The sequence below is a fragment of the Pseudomonas sp. FP2338 genome (assembly GCF_030687515.1).
In the GTDB taxonomy this organism is placed as follows: Bacteria; Pseudomonadota; Gammaproteobacteria; order Pseudomonadales; family Pseudomonadaceae; genus Aquipseudomonas; species Aquipseudomonas salomonii.
Map to the genome: position 1 here is coordinate 5528184 of NZ_CP117436.1, position 23908 is coordinate 5552091.

23 protein-coding genes are annotated in these 23908 nt (G+C 59.8%); 8 read left to right on the forward strand and 15 right to left on the reverse strand.

Annotated elements, in window-relative coordinates; genetic code table 11:
- Positions 1–10 precede the first annotated feature (10 nt).
- Entirely contained in the window at positions 11–208 is a 198-nt protein-coding gene (locus PSH96_RS24975) for a YbdD/YjiX family protein (RefSeq protein ID WP_003176208.1), read from the reverse strand.
- Positions 209–223: 15 nt separating this feature from the next.
- Positions 224–2290 carry a carbon starvation CstA family protein gene (locus PSH96_RS24980; protein WP_200431478.1) on the reverse strand — a complete coding sequence of 689 codons (2067 nt, stop codon included), beginning with the start codon at positions 2288–2290 and terminating at the stop codon, positions 224–226.
- Positions 2291–2463: 173 nt separating this feature from the next.
- On the opposite strand from PSH96_RS24980, the gene PSH96_RS24985 reads away from it, so the two are divergent.
- Positions 2464–2832, forward strand: a complete 369-nt coding sequence (locus tag PSH96_RS24985) for a PilZ domain-containing protein (RefSeq protein ID WP_305455847.1) — start codon at positions 2464–2466, stop codon at positions 2830–2832.
- 126 nt (positions 2833–2958) lie between these two features.
- Here the strand turns inward: PSH96_RS24985 and radA are convergent, their stop codons facing one another.
- From radA to PSH96_RS25000, 3 genes are read right to left on the reverse strand one after another with little or no spacing between them, the layout of a single operon-like run.
- Positions 2959–4326 (reverse strand): DNA repair protein RadA, encoded by a 1368-nt coding sequence (gene radA, locus PSH96_RS24990; RefSeq protein WP_305455849.1) that lies wholly within the window; start codon positions 4324–4326, stop codon positions 2959–2961.
- Between the two features lie 35 nt (positions 4327–4361).
- Positions 4362–4901, reverse strand: coding sequence for an ankyrin repeat domain-containing protein (locus PSH96_RS24995; protein ID WP_219269353.1), 540 nt, complete (start codon positions 4899–4901; stop codon positions 4362–4364).
- Positions 4902–4956: 55 nt separating this feature from the next.
- On the reverse strand, positions 4957–6498 hold the full coding sequence (locus PSH96_RS25000; RefSeq protein ID WP_370694315.1) for a catalase: 1542 nt from the start codon (positions 6496–6498) through the stop codon (positions 4957–4959).
- Positions 6499–6785: 287 nt separating this feature from the next.
- Between PSH96_RS25000 and mscL the strand changes: the two genes are divergently transcribed.
- A complete protein-coding gene (mscL, locus tag PSH96_RS25005; protein ID WP_056858221.1) occupies positions 6786–7202 on the forward strand; it encodes a large-conductance mechanosensitive channel protein MscL in 417 nt (138 codons plus the stop codon).
- A gap of 45 nt (positions 7203–7247) precedes the next feature.
- Here mscL and PSH96_RS25010 read toward each other — a convergent pair whose 3' ends face one another.
- A complete protein-coding gene (locus PSH96_RS25010) occupies positions 7248–8024 on the reverse strand; it encodes a ferredoxin--NADP reductase (RefSeq protein WP_305455853.1) in 777 nt (258 codons plus the stop codon).
- A gap of 425 nt (positions 8025–8449) precedes the next feature.
- Between PSH96_RS25010 and PSH96_RS25015 the strand changes: the two genes are divergently transcribed.
- Positions 8450–9160, forward strand: coding sequence for a LuxR family transcriptional regulator (locus PSH96_RS25015; protein WP_305455856.1), 711 nt, complete (start codon positions 8450–8452; stop codon positions 9158–9160).
- 167 nt (positions 9161–9327) lie between these two features.
- Positions 9328–10452 carry a methyltransferase gene (locus tag PSH96_RS25020; protein ID WP_305455858.1) on the forward strand — a complete coding sequence of 375 codons (1125 nt, stop codon included), beginning with the start codon at positions 9328–9330 and terminating at the stop codon, positions 10450–10452.
- Positions 10453–10507: 55 nt separating this feature from the next.
- Here PSH96_RS25020 and PSH96_RS25025 read toward each other — a convergent pair whose 3' ends face one another.
- Genes PSH96_RS25025 through PSH96_RS25035 form a run of 3 tightly spaced genes read right to left on the reverse strand, consistent with a single transcriptional unit; the run spans position 10508 to position 13136 of the window.
- A complete protein-coding gene (locus tag PSH96_RS25025; RefSeq protein WP_010206690.1) occupies positions 10508–10675 on the reverse strand; it encodes a DUF2474 domain-containing protein in 168 nt (55 codons plus the stop codon).
- Between the two features lie 12 nt (positions 10676–10687).
- Positions 10688–11695 carry a cytochrome d ubiquinol oxidase subunit II gene (gene cydB, locus PSH96_RS25030; protein ID WP_056858218.1) on the reverse strand — a complete coding sequence of 336 codons (1008 nt, stop codon included), beginning with the start codon at positions 11693–11695 and terminating at the stop codon, positions 10688–10690.
- A 1-nt stretch (position 11696) separates the two neighbouring features.
- The gene (locus tag PSH96_RS25035; RefSeq protein ID WP_056858217.1) at positions 11697–13136 is read right to left on the reverse strand and encodes a cytochrome ubiquinol oxidase subunit I; all 1440 of its coding nucleotides are present in this window, start codon (positions 13134–13136) and stop codon (positions 11697–11699) included.
- Positions 13137–13453: 317 nt separating this feature from the next.
- Between PSH96_RS25035 and PSH96_RS25040 the strand changes: the two genes are divergently transcribed.
- A complete protein-coding gene (locus PSH96_RS25040; protein ID WP_305455861.1) occupies positions 13454–14692 on the forward strand; it encodes an MFS transporter in 1239 nt (412 codons plus the stop codon).
- Between the two features lie 138 nt (positions 14693–14830).
- Here the strand turns inward: PSH96_RS25040 and PSH96_RS25045 are convergent, their stop codons facing one another.
- The 4 genes from PSH96_RS25045 to PSH96_RS25060 form a co-directional block, all read right to left on the reverse strand.
- The gene (locus PSH96_RS25045) at positions 14831–17014 is read right to left on the reverse strand and encodes a xanthine dehydrogenase family protein molybdopterin-binding subunit (protein ID WP_305455863.1); all 2184 of its coding nucleotides are present in this window, start codon (positions 17012–17014) and stop codon (positions 14831–14833) included.
- A complete protein-coding gene (locus PSH96_RS25050; RefSeq protein ID WP_305455866.1) occupies positions 17011–18000 on the reverse strand; it encodes a xanthine dehydrogenase family protein subunit M in 990 nt (329 codons plus the stop codon). The genes PSH96_RS25045 and PSH96_RS25050 overlap by 4 nt, the downstream gene beginning before the upstream one ends.
- On the reverse strand, positions 17997–18506 hold the full coding sequence (locus PSH96_RS25055) for a (2Fe-2S)-binding protein (RefSeq protein WP_305455868.1): 510 nt from the start codon (positions 18504–18506) through the stop codon (positions 17997–17999). The genes PSH96_RS25050 and PSH96_RS25055 overlap by 4 nt, the downstream gene beginning before the upstream one ends.
- Before the next feature lie 96 nt (positions 18507–18602).
- On the reverse strand, positions 18603–19046 hold the full coding sequence (locus PSH96_RS25060) for a DUF4879 domain-containing protein (protein WP_305455871.1): 444 nt from the start codon (positions 19044–19046) through the stop codon (positions 18603–18605).
- Positions 19047–19255: 209 nt separating this feature from the next.
- Between PSH96_RS25060 and PSH96_RS25065 the strand changes: the two genes are divergently transcribed.
- From PSH96_RS25065 to PSH96_RS25075, 3 genes are all read left to right on the forward strand, one after another.
- The gene (locus PSH96_RS25065) at positions 19256–20551 is read left to right on the forward strand and encodes an NCS2 family permease (RefSeq protein WP_017139323.1); all 1296 of its coding nucleotides are present in this window, start codon (positions 19256–19258) and stop codon (positions 20549–20551) included.
- The gene (gene trmA, locus PSH96_RS25070; protein ID WP_305455875.1) at positions 20548–21627 is read left to right on the forward strand and encodes a tRNA (uridine(54)-C5)-methyltransferase TrmA; all 1080 of its coding nucleotides are present in this window, start codon (positions 20548–20550) and stop codon (positions 21625–21627) included. The genes PSH96_RS25065 and trmA overlap by 4 nt, the downstream gene beginning before the upstream one ends.
- Before the next feature lie 87 nt (positions 21628–21714).
- A protein-coding gene (locus PSH96_RS25075; protein ID WP_370694308.1) for an IS3 family transposase occupies positions 21715–22850 on the forward strand; the annotation gives its coding sequence in 2 pieces (ribosomal slippage) (positions 21715–21964 and positions 21964–22850; 1137 coding nt in all).
- 122 nt (positions 22851–22972) lie between these two features.
- Here the strand turns inward: PSH96_RS25075 and PSH96_RS25080 are convergent.
- Both PSH96_RS25080 and PSH96_RS25085 read right to left on the reverse strand, forming a co-directional pair.
- Positions 22973–23440 carry a DUF2442 domain-containing protein gene (locus PSH96_RS25080; RefSeq protein ID WP_305455877.1) on the reverse strand — a complete coding sequence of 156 codons (468 nt, stop codon included), beginning with the start codon at positions 23438–23440 and terminating at the stop codon, positions 22973–22975.
- Positions 23437–23865: a DUF4160 domain-containing protein gene (locus tag PSH96_RS25085; protein WP_305455880.1), complete on the reverse strand. Its 429-nt coding sequence runs from the start codon at positions 23863–23865 to the stop codon at positions 23437–23439. The genes PSH96_RS25080 and PSH96_RS25085 overlap by 4 nt, the downstream gene beginning before the upstream one ends.
- Between the last annotated feature and the right edge of the window lie 43 nt (positions 23866–23908).

Sequence of the window (23908 nt, forward strand, 5' to 3'; positions counted from 1 at the left end):
GAATACCGGGTCAGCAGCACTTGGGCCCACCCTTGCCACCGTAACGGGCTTCCTGGCGTTCGCGGAAGAACGCCTTGTAGTCCATCATCGGTTTGTCCGGGTGCTTGGTTTGCATATGCTCGACGTAGGTGTCGTAGTCGGGCATGCCGACCATCAGGCGCGCGGCCTGACCGAGGTATTTACCGAGGCGACTGATGTCATTGAACATGGTTGCAATCCTCGTTTACGCGTCCGGTACAGCCTGGAACGGGGCTTCTTTGTCCGTACGCTCTTTGTTGCCCCAGGCGGCGACGCCGACCTTGAGCGCATAGAACAGGATGCTGAAGACCACGAACAGGAACAGCGCCGTCAGCGTTGCGTTGGTGTAGGCGTTCCAGATCACATGTTGCATCTGGTCGATGTTCTTGGCCGGCGCGAGGATCTGGCCGTTGGCCAGGGCATCGCTGTACTTCTTGGCCAGCGACAGGAAGCCGATCGCCGGGTTAGCGTCGAACAGCTTGATGAAGCCTGCGGTCACGGTGCAGATCAGCAGCCAGACAGCCGGCAGCATGGTCACCCAAATGTAGCGTTGGCGCTTCATTTTGATCAGCACAACGGTGGCGAGCATCAGCGCGATACCGGCGAGCATCTGGTTGGAGATACCGAACAGCGGCCACAAGGTGTTGATCCCACCCAGCGGGTCGATCACGCCCTGGTACAGCAGGTAGCCCCACATTGCCACGCAACCTGCCGTAGCAATCAGGTTGGCGGTCCAGGACTCGGTACGCTTGAGCGACGGCACGAAGGAGCCGAGCAGATCCTGGAGCATGAAGCGTCCGGCACGGGTACCGGCGTCGACGGCGGTCAGGATGAACAGAGCCTCGAACAGAATCGCAAAGTGGTACCAGAACGCCATGGTGTTTTCACCCGGCAGCACACTGTGCAGGATCTGCGCGATACCCACCGCCAGGGTCGGCGCACCGCCGGCACGCGCCAGGATGGTGGTTTCACCGATGTCATGGGCCACTGCCGTCAAGGCTTCCGGGGTAATTGCAAAACCCCAGCTGCTGACGGTTTGCGCCACCGTCACCACGTCAGCGCCGACTACCGCAGCCGGGCTGTTCATGGCGAAGTACACGCCAGGCTCGATGACCGAAGCGGCAACCATGGCCATGATGGCCACGAACGATTCCATCAGCATCGCGCCGTAACCGATGTAGCGCGAGTTGACTTCGTTATCCAGCAGCTTGGGCGTGGTGCCCGAGGAAATCAGTGCGTGGAAACCCGAAACCGCGCCACAGGCAATGGTGATGAACAGGAACGGGAACAGGCCGCCCTTCCATACCGGGCCGGTGCCGTCGATGAATTGGGTGAGGGCCGGCATTTTCAGCTCTGGCATGGTGACCAGAATGCCGATCGCCAGGGCAATGATGGTGCCGATTTTCAAGAACGTGGAGAGGTAGTCACGCGGAGCGAGGATCAGCCACACCGGCAGTACCGCAGCGACGAAACCATAGCCCACCAGCATCCAGGTGATCTGGATCCCGGTAAACGAGAAGGCCTTGGCCCACACCGGGTCAGCGGCGATTTGCCCGCCCAGCCAGATCGAACCCAGCAGCAACAGCACGCCGATGACCGAGATTTCCCCAATGCGGCCAGGACGGATGTAGCGCATGTACACGCCCATGAACATCGCAATCGGGATGGTCGCCATCACCGTGAAGATGCCCCACGGGCTCTCGGCCAAAGCCTTGACCACGATCAGCGCCAGCACCGCAAGGATGATGATCATGATCAGGAAGCAGCCAAACAGCGCGATGGTCCCCGGAATGCGGCCCATCTCTTCGCGAACCATGTCCCCCAGGGAGCGGCCATTGCGACGAGTGGACAGGAACAGCACCATGAAGTCCTGCACCGCACCGGCCAGCACCACGCCGGCAATCAGCCAAAGCGTGCCGGGCAGGTAGCCCATCTGCGCCGCCAGTACCGGGCCGACCAGCGGACCTGCACCGGCAATCGCCGCAAAGTGGTGACCAAAAAGAATGTGTTTGTTGGTCGGCACATAGTCCAGACCGTCATTGTTGAGCACTGCGGGGGTGGCCCGCCGTGGGTCGAGCTGCATCACATGGTTAGCGATGAACAGACTGTAGTAACGGTACGCAACCAGGTAGATGGCGACAGCAGCAACCACAATCCACAAGGCGTTGATCGCCTCGCCGCGGCGCAAGGCCACTACGCCCAGGGCGCATGCTCCTACGATTGCCAGCACCAGCCAGGGTAGGTGGCGTAGCAGGCTATTATTATTTTTCATTTTTATATTCCAGCCAGGGTGGACAGAAAGACAGCCAGCCCGAGTTTAGCGCTGTTGGCCCTAAAGGCCACCCCCCTACGTTGGTCTAGAGCCTTGCAACGGTAAAAAAAGCAGAAATAAAGGCCCGATGATGGCGTAGGGCTACAATTCCCTTATCCACAGAGGGTTTGACCATGAGTGAACAACCGTCAGATCGGCGCCGTTTCCGGCGTATTGCCTTTGATGCGCGAACGACCATTGCGCAAGACCGCTGGAATTGGCCGGTGCAATTGGTGGATCTGTCGCTCAAAGGTTTATTGGTGCAGCGCCCTGAAGATTGGCAGGGCAATCGCGCTCAACCGTTTGATGTGGATATCCGTCTGGATCCGCAGGCGCATATAAAGATGCAGGTCAGACTGGCCCACGATGACCATGGCCAGTTGGGGTTTGTGTGTGAGCACATAGACCTGGAGTCGATCAGCCATTTGCGGCGGTTGATCGAATTGAACCTCGGGGATGAGGAAGAGCTGCACCGCGAGTTAGCGGCCCTGTTGGAAACCTAACAGCCAACACTGACTAAATGTGGGAGCTGGCTTGCCTGCGATAGCTTCACCGCAGTCTTTCAGGAAGACCGAGGTGAAGCTATCGCAGGCAAGCCAGCTCCCACATTGGTTTTGCAGTGTTACTGATTACTCGAACAGTGCATCCAGCGCCTGTTCCAGCCGCGTGACGCCAATCACCTTCAACCCCGCCGGCATTTCCTTCGGCGCATTACCCTTGGGCACGATCGCGCGTTTGAAGCCGTGCTTGGCCGCTTCCTTCAAACGCTCCTGGCCGCTCGGCACCGGGCGCACCTCGCCCGACAGGCCGACCTCACCAAACACCAGCAAGTCATGGGGCAACGGCTTGTTACGCAGACTGGACATCACCGCCGCCATCAGCGCCAGGTCGGAAGCGGTTTCCAGCACCTTGACCCCGCCGACCACGTTGAGGAACACGTCCTGGTCATGGGTGGGAATGCCGCCGTGACGGTGCAGCACCGCCAACAGCATCGCCAAGCGGTTCTGATCCAGGCCGAGCGTGACACGCCGTGGGTTGGCCAAGTGGCTGTCATCCACCAGCGCCTGCACTTCCACCAACATCGGGCGGGTGCCTTCCCACGTCGCCATCACCACACTTCCCGGCACTTCTTCCTGGGCACGTGTGAGAAAAATGGCTGACGGGTTGGAGACTTCTTTCAAGCCGCGGTCAGTCATGGCGAACACGCCCAACTCGTTGACCGCTCCAAAGCGGTTCTTCACCGCCCGCAGCAAACGCAGGCGGCCATCGGATTCGCCTTCAAAATACAGCACGGTGTCGACCATATGCTCAAGCACCCGCGGCCCGGCCAGCGCGCCTTCTTTGGTTACGTGGCCGACCAGGAAGATCGCCGTGCCGCTCTGCTTGGCATAGCGCACTAGCAGCGCCGCGCTTTCACGCACCTGGGACACGCCGCCAGGTGCCGATTGCAGCTGCTCGGTGAAAATCGTCTGGATCGAGTCGATCACCATGACCTTGGGCTTTTCGACGCGCGCCGTGGCGATGATGCTTTCGATGCAGGTTTCGGTCATGACCCGCAGTTGATCCTGGGGCAAGCCCAGGCGGCGGGCGCGCATGGCCACTTGCTGCTGGGATTCTTCACCGGTGACGTAGAGTGCCGGCATGCGGCTGGCGATGCTGCACAGGGTTTGCAGCAGGATGGTCGATTTGCCGATGCCGGGGTCGCCGCCGATCAGCACCACCGAGCCGTCCACCAGCCCGCCGCCCAGTACGCGGTCCAGCTCGCCGGACGCGGTGGAGAAACGCGGGATTTCTTCGACGCTGACTTCGGCCAACGTCTTGATCTGCGCCTGCTGCCCGGTCCAACCGGCACGGCCGGTGGGGGCTGCAGCGCCGCCGCTTTCGATCATGGTTTCCGTCAGGGTGTTCCATGCACCGCACTCGGTGCACTGGCCGGCCCACTTGGGAAAGGTCGCGCCGCACTCGGTGCAGCCGTACATGCGCTTGGCCTTTGCCATTTGAAAACCTCCAACCGAAAAACCGCGATGATAGCTCAGCGCGGCGCCGGGGTCCGGATTTCGCCACTGGCCAAACGTGAAGCGCTGTTGCCGATCGGGTCTTCGGCGTTAAGGTCGGCGCCTTTGGCCTTTAACTCATCCAGCAATTCAACACGCTTGAACAGCCCGGCGTACATGGCGGCGGTCTGCCCGGCGCCGTTGCGCTGGTCGGGGTTGCAGTCGGTGGCGAGCAGGCGCTGGGCGATTTTCAGCTCGCCTTTGAAGATCGCGCCCATGAGGGCGGTGTTACCGCGTTTGTCTTGCACGCAGGCGTCGGCGCCGGCGTTGAGCAGGCGTTCCACGAACGGAGCCTGGCCGTGGTAGGCGGCAAGAATCAACGCGGTGTAACCCTTATCGTCCTGGGTGTTGAGGCTGTAGCCGGATTCGATAAAGGTGTTGAGCATGTCGATATCGCCACGGCGGGCGGCGTCGAAATAGTAGTCCTGCAACTGGGCCTTGAGCGCGACCGGGTCGGGCGACTCGGCATGGGCGACAAAGGCCAGCATGGCCATCAGTAAACCGATAGAAATTCGCATGGTTTTCTCCAGCGCGGGGTCGACGCCCATCAGCGGGCGCCGACCGTCACCAACGTCAGTCAGTCAGTTTTTCTGCCAGCCCCTTGACGCGCGCCAGGTCGCCTTTTGCCACCTTGGTCACGCCAGTGCCGTACTCAGGGTCAGCCTTGTAGAGGAACGACAGGATGATGTGCTTGCTTTCGTCATCGGTGGTGGCCAGGGAGCCGCCGAAGTTTTCGATCAAGTCCTGACGCTCTTTCTTGCTATAGGAGCGGTACAAGTCACCGGCCTGTTTGAAGTTTTGCTCGCGCTGGATCTTTGCCTGCTGGGTGCTGCCCGACAGCGCCGACTGGCTGTAACGCGCGGCTTGCGGCTCTTCACGCGGCAGCAGGCGGCTTGGCTGGTAGTTCACGCCCGTGGTGGTCTTGCCGGTGTTCATTGCGCCATCCTGGTTACCGTTATTGACGGTAACGCGAGGTGCGTTGATCGGTAGTTGCAGGGCGTTCGGCCCCAGGCGGTACATCTGCGTGTCGGCGTAGGAGAACACCCGACCTTGCAGCAGGCGGTCTTCCGACGGCTCAATGCCCGGCACCAGGTTGGCCGGGGCCATGGCCACTTGCTCGGTTTCCTGGAAGACGTTGGCCGGGTTGCGGTTCAGCACCATCTGCCCGACTTTGCGTTCCGGTACATCAGGCCAGATCTTGGTGGCGTCCAGTGGGTCGAAATCAAACTTGGCCAAATCCTCAGGCTTGAGCACTTGCACGTACAGGTCCCACTTGGGGAAGTCGCCCTTGTTGATGTGAGTGACCAGGTCGTTGGTCATATGGCTGTAGTCACGCCCCTGCACGTCGGTTACTTGCTTGGGGTCCAGATTCTTGATGCCCTGCAGGCTCTTCCAGTGGAACTTGACGTAGTGCACTTCGCCCTTGGCGTTTATCAACTTGTAGGCATGTACACCGTTGCCGTCCATTTCGCGATAACTGGCTGGCGTGCCGGAGTCGGAATACAACTCGGTGAGTGTGCGGGTGGATTCTGGAACATGGGAGAAGAAGTCGAAACGACGGGAGTCATCGTCGAGGTTAGTGCGCGGGTCCGGTTTGAACGCATGGACCATATCCGGGAACTTGATGGCGTCGCGGATAAAGAACGTCGGGAAGTTATTGCCTACCAGGTCCCAGTTACCTTCGCTGGTGTAGAACTTGGTGGCGAAACCGCGCGGGTCACGCAGGGTTTCCGGGGAATGGTTGCCGTGCACCACCGCCGAGAAACGCACGAATACAGGGGTGGCTTCACCGGCTGCGAAGACTTTGGCTTTGGTCAGGTCGCTGAGGTTGTCGGTAACGGTAAAAGTGCCGTGGGCGCCGGTGCCACGGGCGTGAACCACGCGCTCCGGGATGCGTTCACGGTCAAAGCGCTGCAGCTTTTGAATAAGTTGCACGTCTTGCAACAGCACCGGGCCGTTGGCCCCGGCGGTTTGTGAATTCTGATTGTCGCCCACGGCGGCGCCATTATCGCGGGTCAGGTTGGCGGCGTGTACGGAAAGGGACAGCAGGCTGGCAGTGACCAGCGCCAGCGCATAGCGCGCTGAAACGGGCCCGCGGCTCATTGACGTGTTCATCGAGGTTTCCTCTGGCTTTTTTAGTGCACATTCAGTTGTGCTTGCCAGAGGCTAGTGACCTGCGAGTCAGAAGATAAATAGAAAAACACCACCGGGTTGATTAAGAAAAAAATGTGGTAAGCCCCTGAATTGAAGCGTATTCCGCGCGCGATTGGTGGCACTTTGCAAACTATTTGCGATTTAATGGGTCGATAAAAATTGACAGTGTTAACGGTTGTGTCGAGCGAGCGGGCTACGACTGACTTACACTGACCTCCACCCTTCTCATCTGTAACAAGGAATAACCTATGGGCGTGATCAGTGAGTTCAAGGCCTTCGCGGTCAAAGGTAATGTGGTCGATATGGCCGTCGGTATCATCATCGGCGCCGCGTTCGGCAAAATCGTTTCTTCGTTTGTAGGCGACGTGGTGATGCCACCCATTGGTCTGCTGATCGGTGGTGTGGACTTCGGGGACCTGGCGATAACCCTCAAGGCCGCGCAGGGTGATGTGCCCGCCGTGGTCCTGGCTTATGGCAAGTTTATCCAGAGCGTCATCGACTTCGTGATCGTCGCCTTCGCCATTTTCATGGGCGTGAAAGCCATCAACCGCCTGAAGCGCGAAGAAGCTGTAGCCCCAAGCCTGCCGCCGACGCCGACCAAGGAAGAGCTGCTGCTGGGTGAGATCCGTGATCTGCTCAAAGCACAGAACGACAAGCCGCTTTAACCCGTGTTTGCTTGGAAAAGGCGCCTGTTTCAGGCGCCTTTTTTATTACCAGTAGTTTTCCACCGCCACCTGCCCAGGGCGCCGGCTAAGGCTTAGTTGCAGGTCGCGCTGCTTGAGCAATTGGCGGGTGTCATCGACCATCTGCGGGTTGCCGCAGATCAGCACGCGAGAGTGCTCCGGCGCCAGTGCTACGCCGGCAGCGCGCTCCAGCTCGCCATTCTCGATCAGCGTGGTGATGCGCCCGTTCAGCGCCCCAGGGTGCTGCTCACGGGTGACGATGGGAATGTAGGTGAGTTTATGCGCGTACTCGGCCAGGTACTCACGCTCGCCCAGCGTGTCAATCAGCGACTGATACGCCAGCTCCTTGGCCTCTCGGGCGCTGTACACCAGCACGATGCGCTCGAATTTTTCCCAGACCTCGAAGTCCTGCAGAATCGACAAAAACGGTGCCACCCCGGTGCCGGTTCCGAGCAGCCACAGATCACGCCCGTCCACAAAGCGGTTCAAAGTCAGATAGCCAGTGGCTTGGCGCTCCACCATCAAGGTATCGCCCACCTTGAGGCGGCTTAACTCACTGGTGAACTCGCCTCCCGGAACGACAATTGAGAAGAAGTCCAAGTGTTCATCAAATGGCGAGGACACAATGGAATAGGCGCGCCACACCGTGCTGCCGTCCGCCTTGGTCACACCCAAGCGCACAAACTGGCCGGCGGTAAACCGAAAGCCCGGATCACGGGTGGTGCGCAGGGTAAACAGGCTGGGCGTCAGCGATTGCACCTCGAGCAAGGTCTGGCGGGTAAATTTCTCAGCACTGGACGTCATGAGGGGCTCCGTTGAACAGGTGCCCTAGTGTCCCTCAAAGTCGCGCAGGGAAACACCGGTGGTTTGTACTGGCATTGCGACGCGCACCGGGTAGCCGTTCGCGTGCAAGCGCTGAAATCGAATCTATCCAGTCCAACTAAACATTTAGCTATTTCTCACCTTCCAACAGGCCATTACCTGTCACTGTGTATTTAAACCACTATCAATTTAATATCACTGCCAACACATTAATATCATTAGTTTTCTCAGCGCAACCGCGATACATGTACAAAAGATGACTCGGCGTATAAGTATTAAACAAAGAAAATACGAACAATCAGTAAATTTTTTTCACGCTACGATTTGTAGGCTTTGTCCTACACTGATTTCCGTACCCGCTGGGAGATAGGACGTGCCCAGGCAACAACACCTATGGAGAGTTACCGATGGTCAACTGGCGCAATACACGACTCCCAAAATTGGAAGGTGAGAACAGGATTAACACTATTTATGAGATGGTGATCAATCACACCTATGAGCTCGGGTTCCAATACTGCTCATTCACGATGAGTTCACAACAATCAGGCACTCAAACAAAACCCATTCACTTCAACAACTACCCAAACGAATGGAACAACGTGTACAAACAAGCGCATTTCTTTGATATTGATCCGGTCGTCGCCCACTGCAAAAGTAGTGTGATGCCCATCGTGTGGGATGAAAAAACATTCAACACCACGCCGCACTTGTGGTCGTTGGCCCAATCCTTTGGTGTGCATTTGGGGTGGACCCAGGCCGTGCACGACTTTCAAGGCGTGTTCAGCATGCTCACCCTGGGCCGCAGTAACGGCGAAGTCAGCCCGGAAGAGCTTTACGAGAAAGCCGGCCAGGTCCTCTGGCTTTGCCACGTGATGCACGCGGCGGTGGCACAAGAATATGCCGAAAAAACCAGCGTCACGGCGCCTTGCAAGTTGACGCCACGAGAAACAGAAATCCTCAGGTATTCAGCCTTGGGCAAGACGGCGTGCGAAATTGCCATGATCCTGTGCCTGTCGGAGCGCACCGTGGGCTTCCATATCAGCAGTTGCTTGAGAAAACTTGGGGTCAATAACAAGATTGCGGCCGTGCTTTGCGCCTCCAAAGCCGGGTTGTTTTAACCGCTGAAGAAACACCGCATGTAATCCCGCCGAAAAAAAAGTAACATTTACGGCCAATTCTGAGTGTTGATACGGCGCATTGGTGCCACTTCGTTGTTCACTCAGATGGTTGCGCCGGCCGCCAGTGCCCGCTGCCGCCCCATCGATGACCCAGAGCTCCCCGCGCCATGCCCCTGCTTGACAGCCCCTTCGCCCAGCTCGACCTGATTCGCCAGCCAGAGCAACACAATGACCCGTTGCAGGCCTTCGATGCCGCCGACGAGTACCTGCTCAGCCACCTGGCCGAGCAGCAGCCAGGCGCGGCAACCCGTGTACTGGTGCTCAACGACAGCTTCGGCGCCTTGGCGGCCAGCCTTGAAGGCCAGGTGCAGGTCACGTCCAGCGGCGACTCGTTTTTGGCGGCCCAGGGTCTGGAAAAAAACCTGATACGCAACGGCAAGACCTTTGATGCCGTGCCATTCGTGCCCGCCAGCCAGCTGCCGGCCGGGCCGTTCGACCGCGTGCTGATCCGCGTGCCAAAGACCCTGGCCCTGCTGGAAGAACAGTTGATCCGCCTGCAAGGGCAGTTGGCGCCAGGCGCTCAAGTCATTGCCGGGGCGATGATCAAGCACCTGCCACGGGCGGCGGGCGAGTTGCTGGAGCGCTATATCGGCCCGATGCACGCCTCCCTTGCCATGAAAAAAGCCCGGTTGCTGATCGCCACGGCTGAAGACCGCCCGGCCGCCGTCTCGCCCTACCCTACTCGCTACACACTAGACACACCGGCCATCGAGCTGTTGAACCACGCCAACGTGTTCTGCCGCGAAGGCCTGGACATCGGCACCCGCGCCTTCCTCCCGCACCTGCCAAACAATCTCGGCAGCGCGCGCGTCGCGGACCTGGGCTGCGGCAACGGCGTGTTGGCGATCGCCAGCGCCCTGCAAAACCCCGACGCACAGTACACCCTGGTGGATGAGTCCTACATGGCTGTGCAGTCAGCGGCCGAAAACTGGCAGGCCGCCTTCGGTGCGCGCGAGGTTAGCGTACGCGCTGCCGATGGCCTCGCCGGCCAGGAACCGCAATCTTTGGACGTGGTGCTGTGCAACCCGCCGTTCCACCAGCAACAGGTGGTCGGCGACTTCCTGGCCTGGCGCATGTTCCAGCAGGCGCGCGAAGCCCTGGTAGTGGGCGGCGCGCTTTATATCGTCGGCAACCGCCACCTGGGTTATCACAGCAAATTGGCGCGTTTGTTCCGTGGCGTTGAACAAGTAGCCGCCACACCGAAGTTCGTCATTCTCAAAGCCCGCAAATAAAAAAGCCCTCGTAGCGAGGGCTGGAAAACCGGGCCGCAAAGCCCGGATCGGGATATCAGTGAGTGGTCAGGCCGGCCGCATTCATGAACATGCGCATCAGGCTGGCCACGACGAACAGGGCCAGCACGCTGCCGGTCCAGATCATCGCCAGCCACCCCAGGCGCCGCCACAGCGGTTGTTTCTCGGCCTGTTCAATCTCGTGTAACGAAGGTTTGCCGGACATACAACGACCCTCCTAGTGGTAGCCGTCTTCGTGGGTGACCTTGCCGCGGAACACGTAATAGCTCCAGAAGGTGTAGCCCAGGATAAACGGGATGATGAACAACGTGCCCACCAGCATGAAGCCCTGGCTCTGCGGTGGTGCGGCAGCGTCCCAGATCGACACGGAAGGCGGAATGATGTTCGGCCACAAACTGATGCCCAGGCCACTGTAGCCGAGGAAGATCAGCACCAGCGTCAGCAGGAACGGTGTGTAGTGCGCATTACGTGCCACCGCGCGGATCAAGCCATACATGGTCACCAGCACCAGGATCGGCACCGGCAGGAACCAGAACAGGTTCGGCAGGGTGAACCAGCGTGAGGCGATTTCCGGGTGCGCCAGCGGCGTCCACAGACTGACGATGCCGATCACTGCCAGCACCACAAAAGCCAAGGGCCGCGCCAGGTTGTGCATCTGCTCCTGCAACTTGCCTTCGGTTTTCATGATCAGCCAGGTGCAGCCGAGCAAGGCATAGGCGACCACCAGTGCAACGCCACAGAACAGGGTGAATGGCGTGAGCCAATCCAGCGAACCGCCGGCAAACTGGCGATTCACCACCGGAATGCCATCGATAAACGCCCCCAGCGCCACGCCCTGGAAAAACGTCGCGGCGATGGAGCCGCCGATAAACGCCTTGTCCCACAGGTGACGCTTGTCGTCCTTGGCCTTGAAGCGGAACTCAAAGGCCACGCCCCGGAAGATCAGCCCGATCAGCATCAGGATCAGCGGCAGGTACAGCGCCGACAGCACCACCGAATAGGCCAGCGGGAACGCGCCAAACAATGCCGCGCCACCGAGTACCAGCCAGGTTTCGTTGCCGTCCCATACCGGTGCGACGGTGTTCATCATCACATCACGGTCGACTTTGCCGGGGATAAACGGAAAGAGGATGCCGATGCCCAAATCGAAACCGTCCATCACCACGTACATCATGATGCCGAAGATGATGATCACGGCCCAGATCAGCGGAAGATCAATACCCATCTCAATTCCCCTTGTGCTGGATGTGGGCGTGGTCGTCGTCGCTGCCGTCATCGGCGGCGGACAACGGACGGGCCGGAGTACGTTTCTGGCCAGGGCCACCATGGGTTGGCTCGCTGCCTTCGTGAGTCTGCGGACCTTTGCGCACCAGGCGCATCATGTAGCCCAACCCGGCGCCGAACAGCGCGAAGTACACCACCACAAACAGCACCAGCGTAATGGTCATCTGCGCCAGGCTATGCCCGGAGGACGCGTCCGCCGTGCGCATCAGCCCATACACCACCCACGGCTGGCGGCCGATTTCGGTGGTAAACCAACCAGCAAGAATCGCGATCAAGCCGGACGGGCCCATCCACAGTGCCAGGTACAGGAACGGCCTGGACGTGTACATCTTGTCGCCCCGGCGCAGCCACAGGCTGAACAAACCGGTGAAAATCATCAGGAAGCCCAGGCCGACCATGACCCGGAACGACCAGAACACGATGGTCGAATTAGGACGGTCTTCAGGCGGGAACTCCTTGAGCGCCGGCACCTGTTTGTCCAGGGAGTGGGTCAGGATCAGGCTGCCGAGATACGGAATCTCCACCGCGTATTTGGTTTTCTCGGCTTTCATGTCCGGCCAGCCGAACAGGATCAGCGGCGTCGGCTCATTGCCGATATTTTCCCAGTGGCCCTCAATCGCGGCGATTTTCGCCGGTTGGTGCTTTAAGGTGTTGAGGCCATGGAAGTCACCGATCACCGCCTGAATAGGCGCCACGATCAGGGCCATCCACATCGCCATCGACAGCATGGTGCGGATCGCCGGGTTGTCCTTGCCGCGCAGCAAATGCCAGGCTGCCGAAGAACCGACGAAGAATGCGGTCGCCACAAAGGCGGCCGTGGCCATGTGCATCAGGCGGTAGGGGAACGATGGGTTGAAGATCACTGCCAGCCAGTCGGTGGGAATCACGCGGCCGTCGATAATTTCAAAGCCTTGTGGGGTCTGCATCCAGCTGTTGGAGGCCAGAATCCAGAAGGTCGAGATCAGCGTACCGACGGCCACCATTACCGTGGCAAAGAAGTGCAGCTTGCGCCCCACCTTGTTCCAGCCGAACAGCATCACCCCGAGAAAACCCGCCTCAAGGAAGAAGGCCGTGAGCACTTCGTACGTAAGTAGCGGCCCGGTGACGGCGCCGGCGAAGTCCGAAAAGCGACTCCAGTTGGTGCCAAACTGATAGGCCATGACCAAGCCCGAAACCACCCCCATGCCGAAGTTGACGGCAAAGATCTTCGACCAGAAATGGTAGAGGTCACGGTAGGTATCGTTATGGGTCTTGAGCCACAAGCCTTCCAGCACCGCAAGGTAACTGGCCAGGCCGATGGTGATCGCCGGGAACAGGATGTGAAACGAGATGGTGAACGCGAATTGAATTCGGGCGAGATCTAGCGCCTCCAAACCGAACATAAGTCTTCCTCTGTCAGGTAATACCGGCTGCTGGCGGGAGCCTGCACCCACTGCCCCCACGGATATGGAGTGTGGCGAATTTCAATTCGTTTCTTTTTTTACCCATCACGTAGGGATTCTGGCCTTGCGGCCGCCAGACCAATCCCGGGGCCGGTTTTGATCTGGATCAAGCATTGCTGAAAGAGTAGTCCCATTTTCGAACGAAAGCCGTGTGGTTCATTGACGCGTGACAGGTTGCCTCAGCTCAGTTCTTGCAACTATTTGTTACAGCTTGATGCTAATCTGCCTGCTCCCTCTGCTCCTGACCTGACTTCCCGATGCCTAGTGAACCTGCGTTGCTGTTGCGTCACCACCGCCCTTTCATCGCGTTCTGGCTCGCGCGCATCTTCACCGCCAGCGGTTTCCAGATGCTTACCGTGGCCATCGGTTGGAACCTCTACCAACTGACCGGCAATGTGCTGGACCTGGGCCTGGTCGGCCTGGTGGAGTTTATTCCACGCGTGCTGTTCATGTTGCACACAGGCCACGTGGCCGATCGTTATGAGCGGCGCAAGGTCGCCGCCATCTGCCAGACCGTGCAGGCGTTGATTGCCCTGTCCCTGGCCATCGGCGGCCTGACGGGCAACGTGACCCGCGAGATGATCTTTATCCTCGCCTTCCTGCTCGGCGCCGCACGCTCGTTTGAGATGCCCACCACCCAAGCGCTGCTGCCGAGCATCGTGCCCAGCGCGCTGTTCCCGCGTGCCGTGGCCTCGTCGCAATCGGCGCAGCAACTGGCCACCATCGTCGCGCCGGCGTTGGGCGGCTTGCTCTATGCGTTTGGCAGCGTGTGGGTGTATGGCCCAACCGTGGTGCTGTACCTGATCGCCTGCGTGCTGACCCTCAACCTGCCCGCGCGCCAGACGCCGCTCAATAAAGCCAAGGCAACCATGGATTCGCTGCTGGCCGGGATCCGCTTCATTCGCAGCCGCCCGGACATTCTCGGTGCCATCTCGCTGGACCTGTTCGCCGTGTTGCTGGGCGGCGCCACGGCGTTGCTGCCGGTGTTCGCCAAGGACATTCTGCTGACCGGCGCCTGGGGGCTGGGCCTGTTGCGTTCGGCACCGGCGGTGGGCGCGTTGTTGATGTCGCTGTGGCTGGCGAGGTTCTCGGTAGACCGGCATGTCGGGCGCGTGATGTTTACCGCCGTCGGTGTGTTTGGCGTGGCAACCATTGCGTTCGGCCTGTCGACGTCGTTCTGGTTCTCCCTGGCGGTATTGGTGGTGCTGGGCGCGGCGGACATGATCAGCATGGTGATCCGCGCATCGTTCGTGCAACTGGAAACACCGGATGAAATGCGCGGGCGGGTCAGTGCGGTCAACGGCCTGTTTATCGGCGCATCCAACCAACTGGGCGAGTTTGAATCGGGGATTACCGCCCACTGGTTCGGCACCGTGCCCGCCGTGGTCATGGGCGGGATTGGTACGCTGTTGGTGACGGGGGTGTGGATAAAACTGTTTCCGACCCTGGCCAACCGCGATCGGATGCATGTGCCGGTGGAGGAAACCAAGCTATAAGCCGGTTGAAAAACCGTCAATGTGGGAGCTGGCTTGCCTGCGATGGCGGAGTGTCAGTCACTGATTTTTAGCTGACATACCGCAATCGCAGGCAAGCCAGCTCCCACAATTGGATCTACGGCGGTTTGAAGACCTGCGCTACAACACCTTATCCAGGGTGATAGGAAACTCCCGCACCCGCTTGCCGGTGGCATGGTAAATCGCATTCGCCACCGCTGCCGCCACCCCGACAATGCCAATTTCACCCACGCCCTTGGAGCCAAGTGCGTTGACGATTTCGTCGTGCTCGTCGACAAAAATCACTTCAATGTCGCCGATGTCGGCATTTACCGGGATGTGGTACTCGGCCAGGCTGTGGTTCATGTAGCGCCCCAGTTGATGGTCGACCTGGGTCTCTTCATGCAGTGCCATGCCGATGCCCCAGACCACGCCGCCGAGGATCTGGCTGCGGGCCATTTTCGGGTTGACCACTCGCCCGGCAGCAATGGCGCTGACCACCCGACGCACCTTGATCGTGCCCAAGTCTTCGTCGACCTGAACCTCGACAAACACCGCCGAATGGGTCGCCGTCGCATAGCCTTCACGCTTTTTGTCTGGCTGGCTGTCAACCTGGACGGCTAATACCTCTTCGCCACTGTCCTTGACCAGTTGCGCCAGGGACACACTCACATCCCCTGTGTGCAACTGGCCGTCTTCAAAGCGCACCGATTCAGCCTCTTTGAACACCGGGTAAGTCTGCCGGGCAATCGCCAGCAGCTTGGCGTTCAGCGCTTCGCAGGCCTGCTGCACGGCTGTGCCGACGGACGAGACGGTAAACGAGCCGCCCTGTAACGGCGCCGTGGGTAACGATGAGTCTCCCAGCAGAAAACGCACATCGGCCATCGCCACACCGCTGGTTTGCGCGGCAATCTGGGTCATCACCGTGTAGGTGCCCGTGCCGATATCGGTGGTGGCGCTGCTGACGGTCAATTGGCCTTGGGCATCCAGCTGCGCCTTGGCGCTGGCCTTCATCTGCAGCGCTTCCCACACACCACCGGCCATGCCCCAACCGATCAACTGGTTGCCGTCACGCATGCTGCGCGGCTCTGGGTTGCGCTGGCTCCAGCCGAAGCGCTCGGCGCCTTCGCGGTAACACTCGCGCAGGGCTTTGCTTGACCAGGGTTTGTCTTCGTTCTGGTTGCGCTCGGCGTAGTTGATCAGGCGCAGTTGCACAGGGTCCATCCCCAGGGCGCAGGCCAGTTCATCCATCGCACACTCCAGGCCAATCACGCCCAACGCGGCGCCCGGCGCGCGCATGTCCATCGGCGTAGAAACGTCCAAGGGCACCAGTTGGTAGGTCAGTTGCACGTTGTCGCAGTGGTAGAGCATCCCGCTCCATTCCACCACATGTTCGCTGAAATCTTCGAAGCGCGAGGTCTGGCCAATCGCAGTGTGGCCCAACGCCAACAGGCGACCATTGGCAGCAGCGCCCAATTGCAAACGCTGCAGGGTGCGCGGGCGGTAGCCGAACGTGAACATCTGTTGACGGGTCAAGGTGACGCGCACCGATCGCTTGAGCGCCAGCGCTGCCATCACCGCCAGCGGCAATTGATACTGCGGGCGCAGGCCCGAGCCAAAGGCACCGCCGACGAATGCGGCAAAAATCCGTACTTGGCTTTTATCCAGGCCGAAGACTTTTTGCACATAGGCCTGGCAGTTCTGCGGGCCCTGGGTCTTGTCGTGGATATGCAGGGTGCCGTCCGGCTGATACAGCACGGTGCTGGCGTGGGGCTCCATCGGGTTGTGGTGCTCGATGGGCGTGCTGTAGTGCATATCCAGGCTGACGGCGGCGGCAGCCCATTCGGCCTGGAAGTTGCCCCGTGGCTTGGGCGGCGTTTGCGGCGAGGGGTACGCCTGCTCCTGCAGGGCCACAAGGTCAGTGGCAAACGCCTCGCTCGCGTATTCGATCTCGACCAGCGAGGCAGCGTGCCGCGCCAGTTCAAGGTTGTCGGCGATCACCAGGGCCAGAGGTTGCCCGTTATAAAGCACGCGGTCGTTATACAGCGGGCGAAACGGCGAGCCGTCGGCCGCATCGGCGTCGGCGAAGGCCTCATCGTAGCTGGCAAGTTGGGGGCGGTTCAGATGGTCAAGCACCCTGACCACGCCCGGCAGCGCCAGGGCTTTGGACGCGTCGATCCGGATTACCCGGCCCTTGGCAATCGTGCTTGAAACAACACTGCCATGCAGCAAGTCGTTGCCTGGAAACTCACCGGCATAACGCGCCTGGCCGGTGACCTTGAGCAGACCGTCAACACGGTCCAGGGGTTTGCCGACGGCGGTCATGAGCGTTCTCCTGCGACAGCGGCGTCGCTCAGGGCACGGATAATTGCGCGGCGTGCCAGCTTGATTTTGAAGCGGTTGTGCTCCAAGGGTTCGGCGTCCTGCAGCAAGGCGTCAGCGGCCTGGCTGAAGGTTTCGCGGCTGACCGCTTGCCCGATCAGCGCGGCTTCCACGGCGCGATCGCGCCAAGGTTTGTGGGCCACACCGCCAAGGGCCAGGCGCGCATCGACGATGGTGTCGCCTTCCAGTTCCAGCGCGGCGGCAACGGAGACCAGCGCGAAGGCGTAGGACGCACGGTCACGAATCTTCAGGTAGTGGCTATGGTTGGCGAGATGATCAGGCGGCAGTTCGATGGCGGTGATCAGCTCATCGTCGGCCAGCAGGTTGTCGCGCTCAGGCGTGTCGCCGGGCAAGCGATGAAAGTCGGCAAATTCGATCACCCGTGCGCCGCCACGCCCTTCTACATGCACCCGCGCCTGCAGCGCTGCCAGGGCGACGCACATGTCCGAGGGATGGGTGGCCACGCAGTGTTCGCTGGCACCGAGGATCGCATGGATGCGGTTCAACCCCGCGCGCGCCGGGCAGCCGCTGCCAGGTTCACGCTTGTTGCACGGCACGCTGGCATCATAAAAATAGTAGCAACGGGTACGTTGCAACAGGTTACCGCCGGTACTTGCCATATTGCGCAGTTGCGGCGAGGCGCCCGCCAGGATGGCCTGGGACAGCAATGGGTAACGCGCTTCGATCAGCGGGTGCCAGGCCAGGTCGGCATTGCTGACCAACGCGCCGATCATCACCCCGCCGCCGGCGGTCGCCTCTACGCCGTTGAGCGCCAAACCGGTGATGTCGATCAGGTGTTCGGGGCGGCTGATGTTCTCTTTCATCAAGTCCAGCAGGTTGGTGCCACCGGCGATAAACCGCGACGTTGCGCTGCTCAGGTGCACGGCTTCCTGCACATCGGCCGGCTTGCTGTACTGGAAGGGGTTCATTGGTCACCTCCCAGCACAACGTCTTCAATGGCATCGCGAATATTGCTGTAGGCCCCGCAGCGGCACAGGTTGCCGCTCATCAGTTCCTGGATTTGCCCGGTGTTGTGGGCGCGGCCTTCATTGGCCAGGCCGACGGCCGAGCAAATCTGCCCCGGCGTGCAGTAGCCGCACTGGAACGCGTCATGCTGGATAAAGGCCTGCTGCATCGGGTGCAACTGGTCGCCGTCGGCCAGGCCCTCAATGGTGGTCAATTCGGCACCGTCACACATCACCGCCAGGGTCAGGCAGGCGTTGATACGTTTGCCATCGCGCAACACCGTGCAGGCGCCGCACTGGCCGTGGTCACAGCCTTTTTTGCTACCCACCAGATCCAGCTGTTCGCGCAGCAGGTCCAGCAAGGTGGTCCAGGGCAACACCTGCAGCTGGCGGTCTTGGCCATTCAGGGTCAGGCGTATCGGGTGGCTGACGAACGGTTTGGTCGTCGTGCCATTAGGGTTCGCGCTCATAAACACCTCACGGGTTGGTGCACATCCGCGGCGTTCAGGAAAGTCGCCGTCTTAGGGCTACGACTTCCCGAGGTAGTGAGCGTTCAAGGGGATTGATCAGAGGATGTTGAACTCGAGTTTCAAGGTGTTCTGCGCGCCATTGATCGAGATATTGCTGTATTCGAACCAGCCTTGGGCCTGGACATTCAGGTCAAACACATAGATGTAGCCCATCACAGTGCCTGCGCCGTTACAGACTTCGCTGATGTTGCCCACCTGACACACCGGCGTGCGTTGCCCATTCAATTCGGCGCCATTGAAGCGCCCCATCGGGCTTTTGCCCAGGCCGACTTCCATCACCGAAACCTTGGTCTGCCCACGATGGGTGCACATCTGGGTGGTCGTCACGCCCGTGGGGATGGTTTCCGTGCAACGTGCCGATTCGACCTTGAATACCCGCACCTCGCTCAAGGGCGGTGCAGCCGCGCCCCACGCCGGTGCCACGAGCCCCAGGCCGATTACGGCGAACAGAGCTAGACTGCTGGCGTTGGCTTTTTTCATGCTGATAACGACCCTGTGTTTAACGTCGGCGCAGTATGCCTCAAGGCCAGATTGGAGAATACGCAGCCTATCCGCCACATCGCGTCGGCTGCTGGTATCATGCGCCGCTTTTTCCGATCCTCTCTGAAACCACAGGCGCTTGGCGCAGTTTGTGCTTTGACTTAGAGGTCAACAAATAACGACGCAAAATAGCGTCACAGGGAGCCGGCATGCTGGAAAAGCTGTTTCAACTCAAAGCACACAACACCAACGTGCGCACCGAGATTCTCGCGGGTATCACGACCTTTCTGGCCATGGCCTACATTCTGTTCGTGAACCCGAGCATCCTCGGCGAGACCGGCATGGACAAGGGCGCGGTGTTTGTCGCCACCTGCCTGGCCGCCGCCATCGGTTCGACCGTGATGGGCCTGATCGCCAACTACCCGATCGCGCTGGCACCGGGCATGGGCCTCAACGCCTTCTTCACCTACACCGTGGTCCTGCACATGGGCCATACCTGGCAAGTCGCGTTGGGCGCGGTATTCATTTCGGCGGTGTTGTTCTTCCTGCTGTCGATCTTCCGCATCCGTGAGTGGATCATCAACAGCATCCCGCTGCCGCTGCGCTCGGCGATTGCCGCCGGTATCGGCCTGTTCCTGGCGCTGATCGCCCTGCACAACGCCGGTATCGTGGTCAGCAACCCGGCCACCATGGTCGGCCTCGGCGACCTGAAACAACCGGCGCCGATCCTCGCTACCTTGGGTTTCGCGCTGATCGTGGCGCTGGAAGCCCTGGCGGTGCGCGGTGCAGTACTGATCGGCATCCTGGCGGTGACCATCGTGTCTATCGCGATGGGCTTCACTCCGTTCGGCGGTGTGACCTCGATGCCACCGTCCCTGGCCCCGACCTTCCTGCAACTGGATATCAAAGGCGCGCTGGATATCGGCCTGGTCAGCGTGATCTTCGCCTTCCTGTTCGTTGACCTGTTCGACAACTCCGGCACCCTGATCGGCGTGGCCAAACGCGCCGGCCTGATGGGCAAGGACGGCCACATGCCGAAAATGGGCCGTGCACTGATCGCCGACAGTACCGCCGCCATGGCCGGTTCGCTGCTGGGTACGTCGACCACCACCAGCTACATCGAGTCGGCTGCGGGCGTGAGTGCCGGTGGCCGTACGGGTTTGACCGCCATCGTGGTCGCCATCCTGTTCCTGCTCGCGCTGTTCTTCTCGCCACTGGCCGCCAGTGTTCCAGCATTTGCCACCGCGCCGGCGCTGCTGTTCGTGGCCGTGCTGATGACCCAGGGCCTGGCCGAAATCGACTGGGATGACATTACTGTTGCAGCGCCGGTGGTGGTCACCGCCCTGGCGATGCCTTTCACTTACTCCATCGCCAACGGCATCGCCTTCGGTTTCATCGCCTGGACCGCCATCAAGCTGCTTTCGGGCCGCTACCGTGAGCTGAACCCGGCACTGGTGATCCTGTCGATTCTGTTTGTGATCAAGCTGGGCTGGTTCAACGCATGACTTTTGACGCCGCAAGCTACACCGCTCAACTGCAAGACAAGGTCACGCGCTTGCGTGACCTGTTGGCACCGTTCGACGCCCCCGAACCGCAGGTCTTCGATTCGCCGCTGCAGAACTTCCGCCTGCGCGCGGAGTTCCGCCTGTGGCGCGAAGGCGGTGAGCGCCACTACGCGATGTTCTCCCAGGACGACAAACGCACGCCGATCCTGATCGAAGAATTCCCGATCGCCAGCCAGCGCATCAACCAGTTGATGCCGCAACTCAAAGCCGCCTGGCAAGCCAGCGCAGCCTTGAGCCACAAGCTGTTCCAAGTGGAGTTCCTGACCACACTGGCCGGCGACGCGATGATTACCCTGTGCTATCACCGCCCGCTGGACGAGCATTGGCACACTGCTGCGAACAAGCTGGCGGCGGATTTGAATGTCAGCATCATCGGCCGCTCCAAGGGCAAGCGTGATGTGATCGGCCACGACTACGTGGTGGAAAAACTCGAGGTCGGCGGGCGCACCTTCAGCTACCGCCAACCCGAGGGCGCGTTCACCCAGCCCAACGGCACCGTGAACCAGAAGATGCTCAACTGGGCCTATGAAGCCTTGGGCGATCGCCCGGATGATTTGCTGGAGTTGTATTGCGGCAACGGCAATTTCACCCTGCCACTGGCAACCCGTGTACGTAAGGTGCTGGCCACCGAAATCAGCAAGACCTCGGTGAATGCGGCCTTAAGCAACCTTGATGAAAACGCAGTGGCTAACGTCACCCTGGTGCGCCTGTCTGCCGAAGAGCTCACCGAGGCACTCAACGAAGTTCGACCGTTCCGCCGTCTGCACGGCATCGACCTGAAGAGCTACGAATTCGGTAGCGTCTTCGTCGACCCACCGCGCGCCGGCATGGACCCGGACACCTGCGAACTGACCCGACGTTTTGACAACATCCTGTACATCTCCTGCAACCCGGAGACGCTGGCGGCGAACATTGCGCAACTGCATGACACGCACCGGATTACCCAGTGTGCGATGTTCGACCAGTTCCCATGGACGCACCATATGGAATCCGGGGTGTTATTGACCCGGCGGTAAACTGTGGGAGCTGGCTTGAACTGGCCTAATGATTTTGGACACTTCAATCGGGCGCTATGATGGCGCCCAAATCTGAGGTGTTTGGATATGCGCAAATCTTATTCGAGTGAGTTCAAGCTCAAAGCTGCCAGCATGGTGCTGGATGAAGGGCTGCAGGTTCCCGAGGTGTGCGCCAGTTTGGATATTGGCCCTACAGCCTTGCGCCGCTGGGTGGATCAGGTGCGTAAAGAGCGATTAGGCTCGACGCCGGTAGGCGCCAAGGCGATTACTGCCGATCAACGAGAGATTCAGAGGCTCAAAGCGTTGCTTCGGGAGAAAGACCTGGACATCGAAATCCTAAAAAAGGCCAGTGCTCTCCTGCTTTTGGACGCCAAAGATCATTCACGCTGATCGATGAGCTGGACGAGCAGTACGGCGTCAACAGGTGTTGCCGGGCGTTCGGCGTCAACAGAAGTAGCTTTTACGCTTGGCGTCAGCGCCAAGGCAGAGCAAATCCTGAGCGGGAGAAGCTCAAGGCCGCGCTGGTCAGGCATCACAAGGCATCGCGGGCTTCTGCGGGAGCGAGAACTTTGGCGAAGGAGCTGCAAGAGAAAGGGCATCGCATCGGGCGGTACTTGGCTCGCAGTTTGATGCGCGAAGCGGGGATCGCCAGCCGTCAGCGCCGACGTCACAAGTACAAATCGCCCGGCGTGGAAGCGTTAGTGGCCCCGCATGTGCTCAAGCGCAAGTTTGATGTGACGGCGGTTAACCAGGTGTGGTGTGGAGACGTGACGTACATCAAAGTCGGGAAGCGGTGGCTGTATTTCGCCGCAGTTCTGGATTTGTTTGCTCGTCGGGTCGTGGGTTGGTCGTTTTCTATGATTTCCGATGCCACGCTGACCTGCGAGGCTTTGCGGATGGCAGTTGAGCTTAGAGGCCGCCCTAAAGACGTGCTGTTTCACTCAGACCAAGGTTGTCAGTACACGAGCCATAAGTTCAGGAATGAGCTGCTGGAACATGAGCTACGGCAAAGCATGAGTCGTAAAGGCGAATGCTGGGATAACGCTCCGATGGAGCGCTTCTTCGGAAGTTTGAAATCAGAATGGGTGCCTGAGACGGGCTATGAATCAGAGCATGAGGCCCGGGCAGATGTGCAGCGCTATGTCTCTCGCTACAACATCTCCAGGCCTCACAGTTACAACGATTACCGGTCGCCGGTCGTCAGGGAGAGACTGGCGGCGTGAACCTTAAATGGTGTCCAAGATTACTTGACCAGTTCAGCTTGCCTGCGATGGCGGTAGGCCTGCCCTGCATCGGTCAACTGATACACCGCTATCGCAGGCAAGCCAGCTCCCACACTGGGTTTTCATGCATCTGTTGAATCACCGTTATCCAACGGCTCCTTGCGTGGCCGACCGCCCTTCTTGCCATTGGCTCGGGCGGCGGCGGTTTTGGCGGCGCTGCTCTTGCGACCGTTGCGCGACGCTACCAGGCTCGTCGCCAGGTCCATCAAGGGCTGGCTGGTGGCGATGAGGCCGGTGATCGACACGTCCAGATCCTGCGCCTCACAGCACAGCGCCTTGCCGCCAAAGCCGACCTCCAGTTGCTGAAAGTCCTCCAGGGAAAACCCTTCGAATTCCGGTAACCCGGCCACAGGCAACATGACGCGGCTGCCGTCGCTGAAGCCGATGGAAATGCACTCGTGTTCATAGCGCACGTTGCTGGCATTGGCGTACAGACGTTTGAGCTTGCGCCCACGGGCGATTGCCTTGTCGACATCGGCGTCAGTGAGCGGCTTATAGGGCACGACTTTGGCCTTTACGATTTTTTTCATAAATCAATCTCCACAAAACCTGGTGCCCTGACCAGATTCAAAATTGTCTTCTGCCCCACAACATCGTGCCGGGCACGTGCAATCACATAAACACCACGCTGAATGATCAACCCCGGCAATACCTCATCGGCTTCCCAATCCCAGGAATGATTCTCCAGGCAAACCGTTTGCAGTTTCTCCCACCAGATCCTGCGTGCCCGCGCCAGGTAGTGCGGCTGCATGATCGCCTCACGTATTTCCTTCAGGAGCGCAGTGGATGGCCGCCTGCGATCCGGCTCTACATCCCACAACTCCACGTCTCCATCCAGAAAGCTGAAACGAAAACGCGCATCCCATGCCATGCCTCTGACATGAACGTGGGGCGGGCAGTGTTCATCCCGCAGAAACACTGAAATCACATATCCCTTGTAAGCACCTACTTTCATCGTAACCCATCTGTTAGGTTATTTTCCGCCAGGTAACAATTTT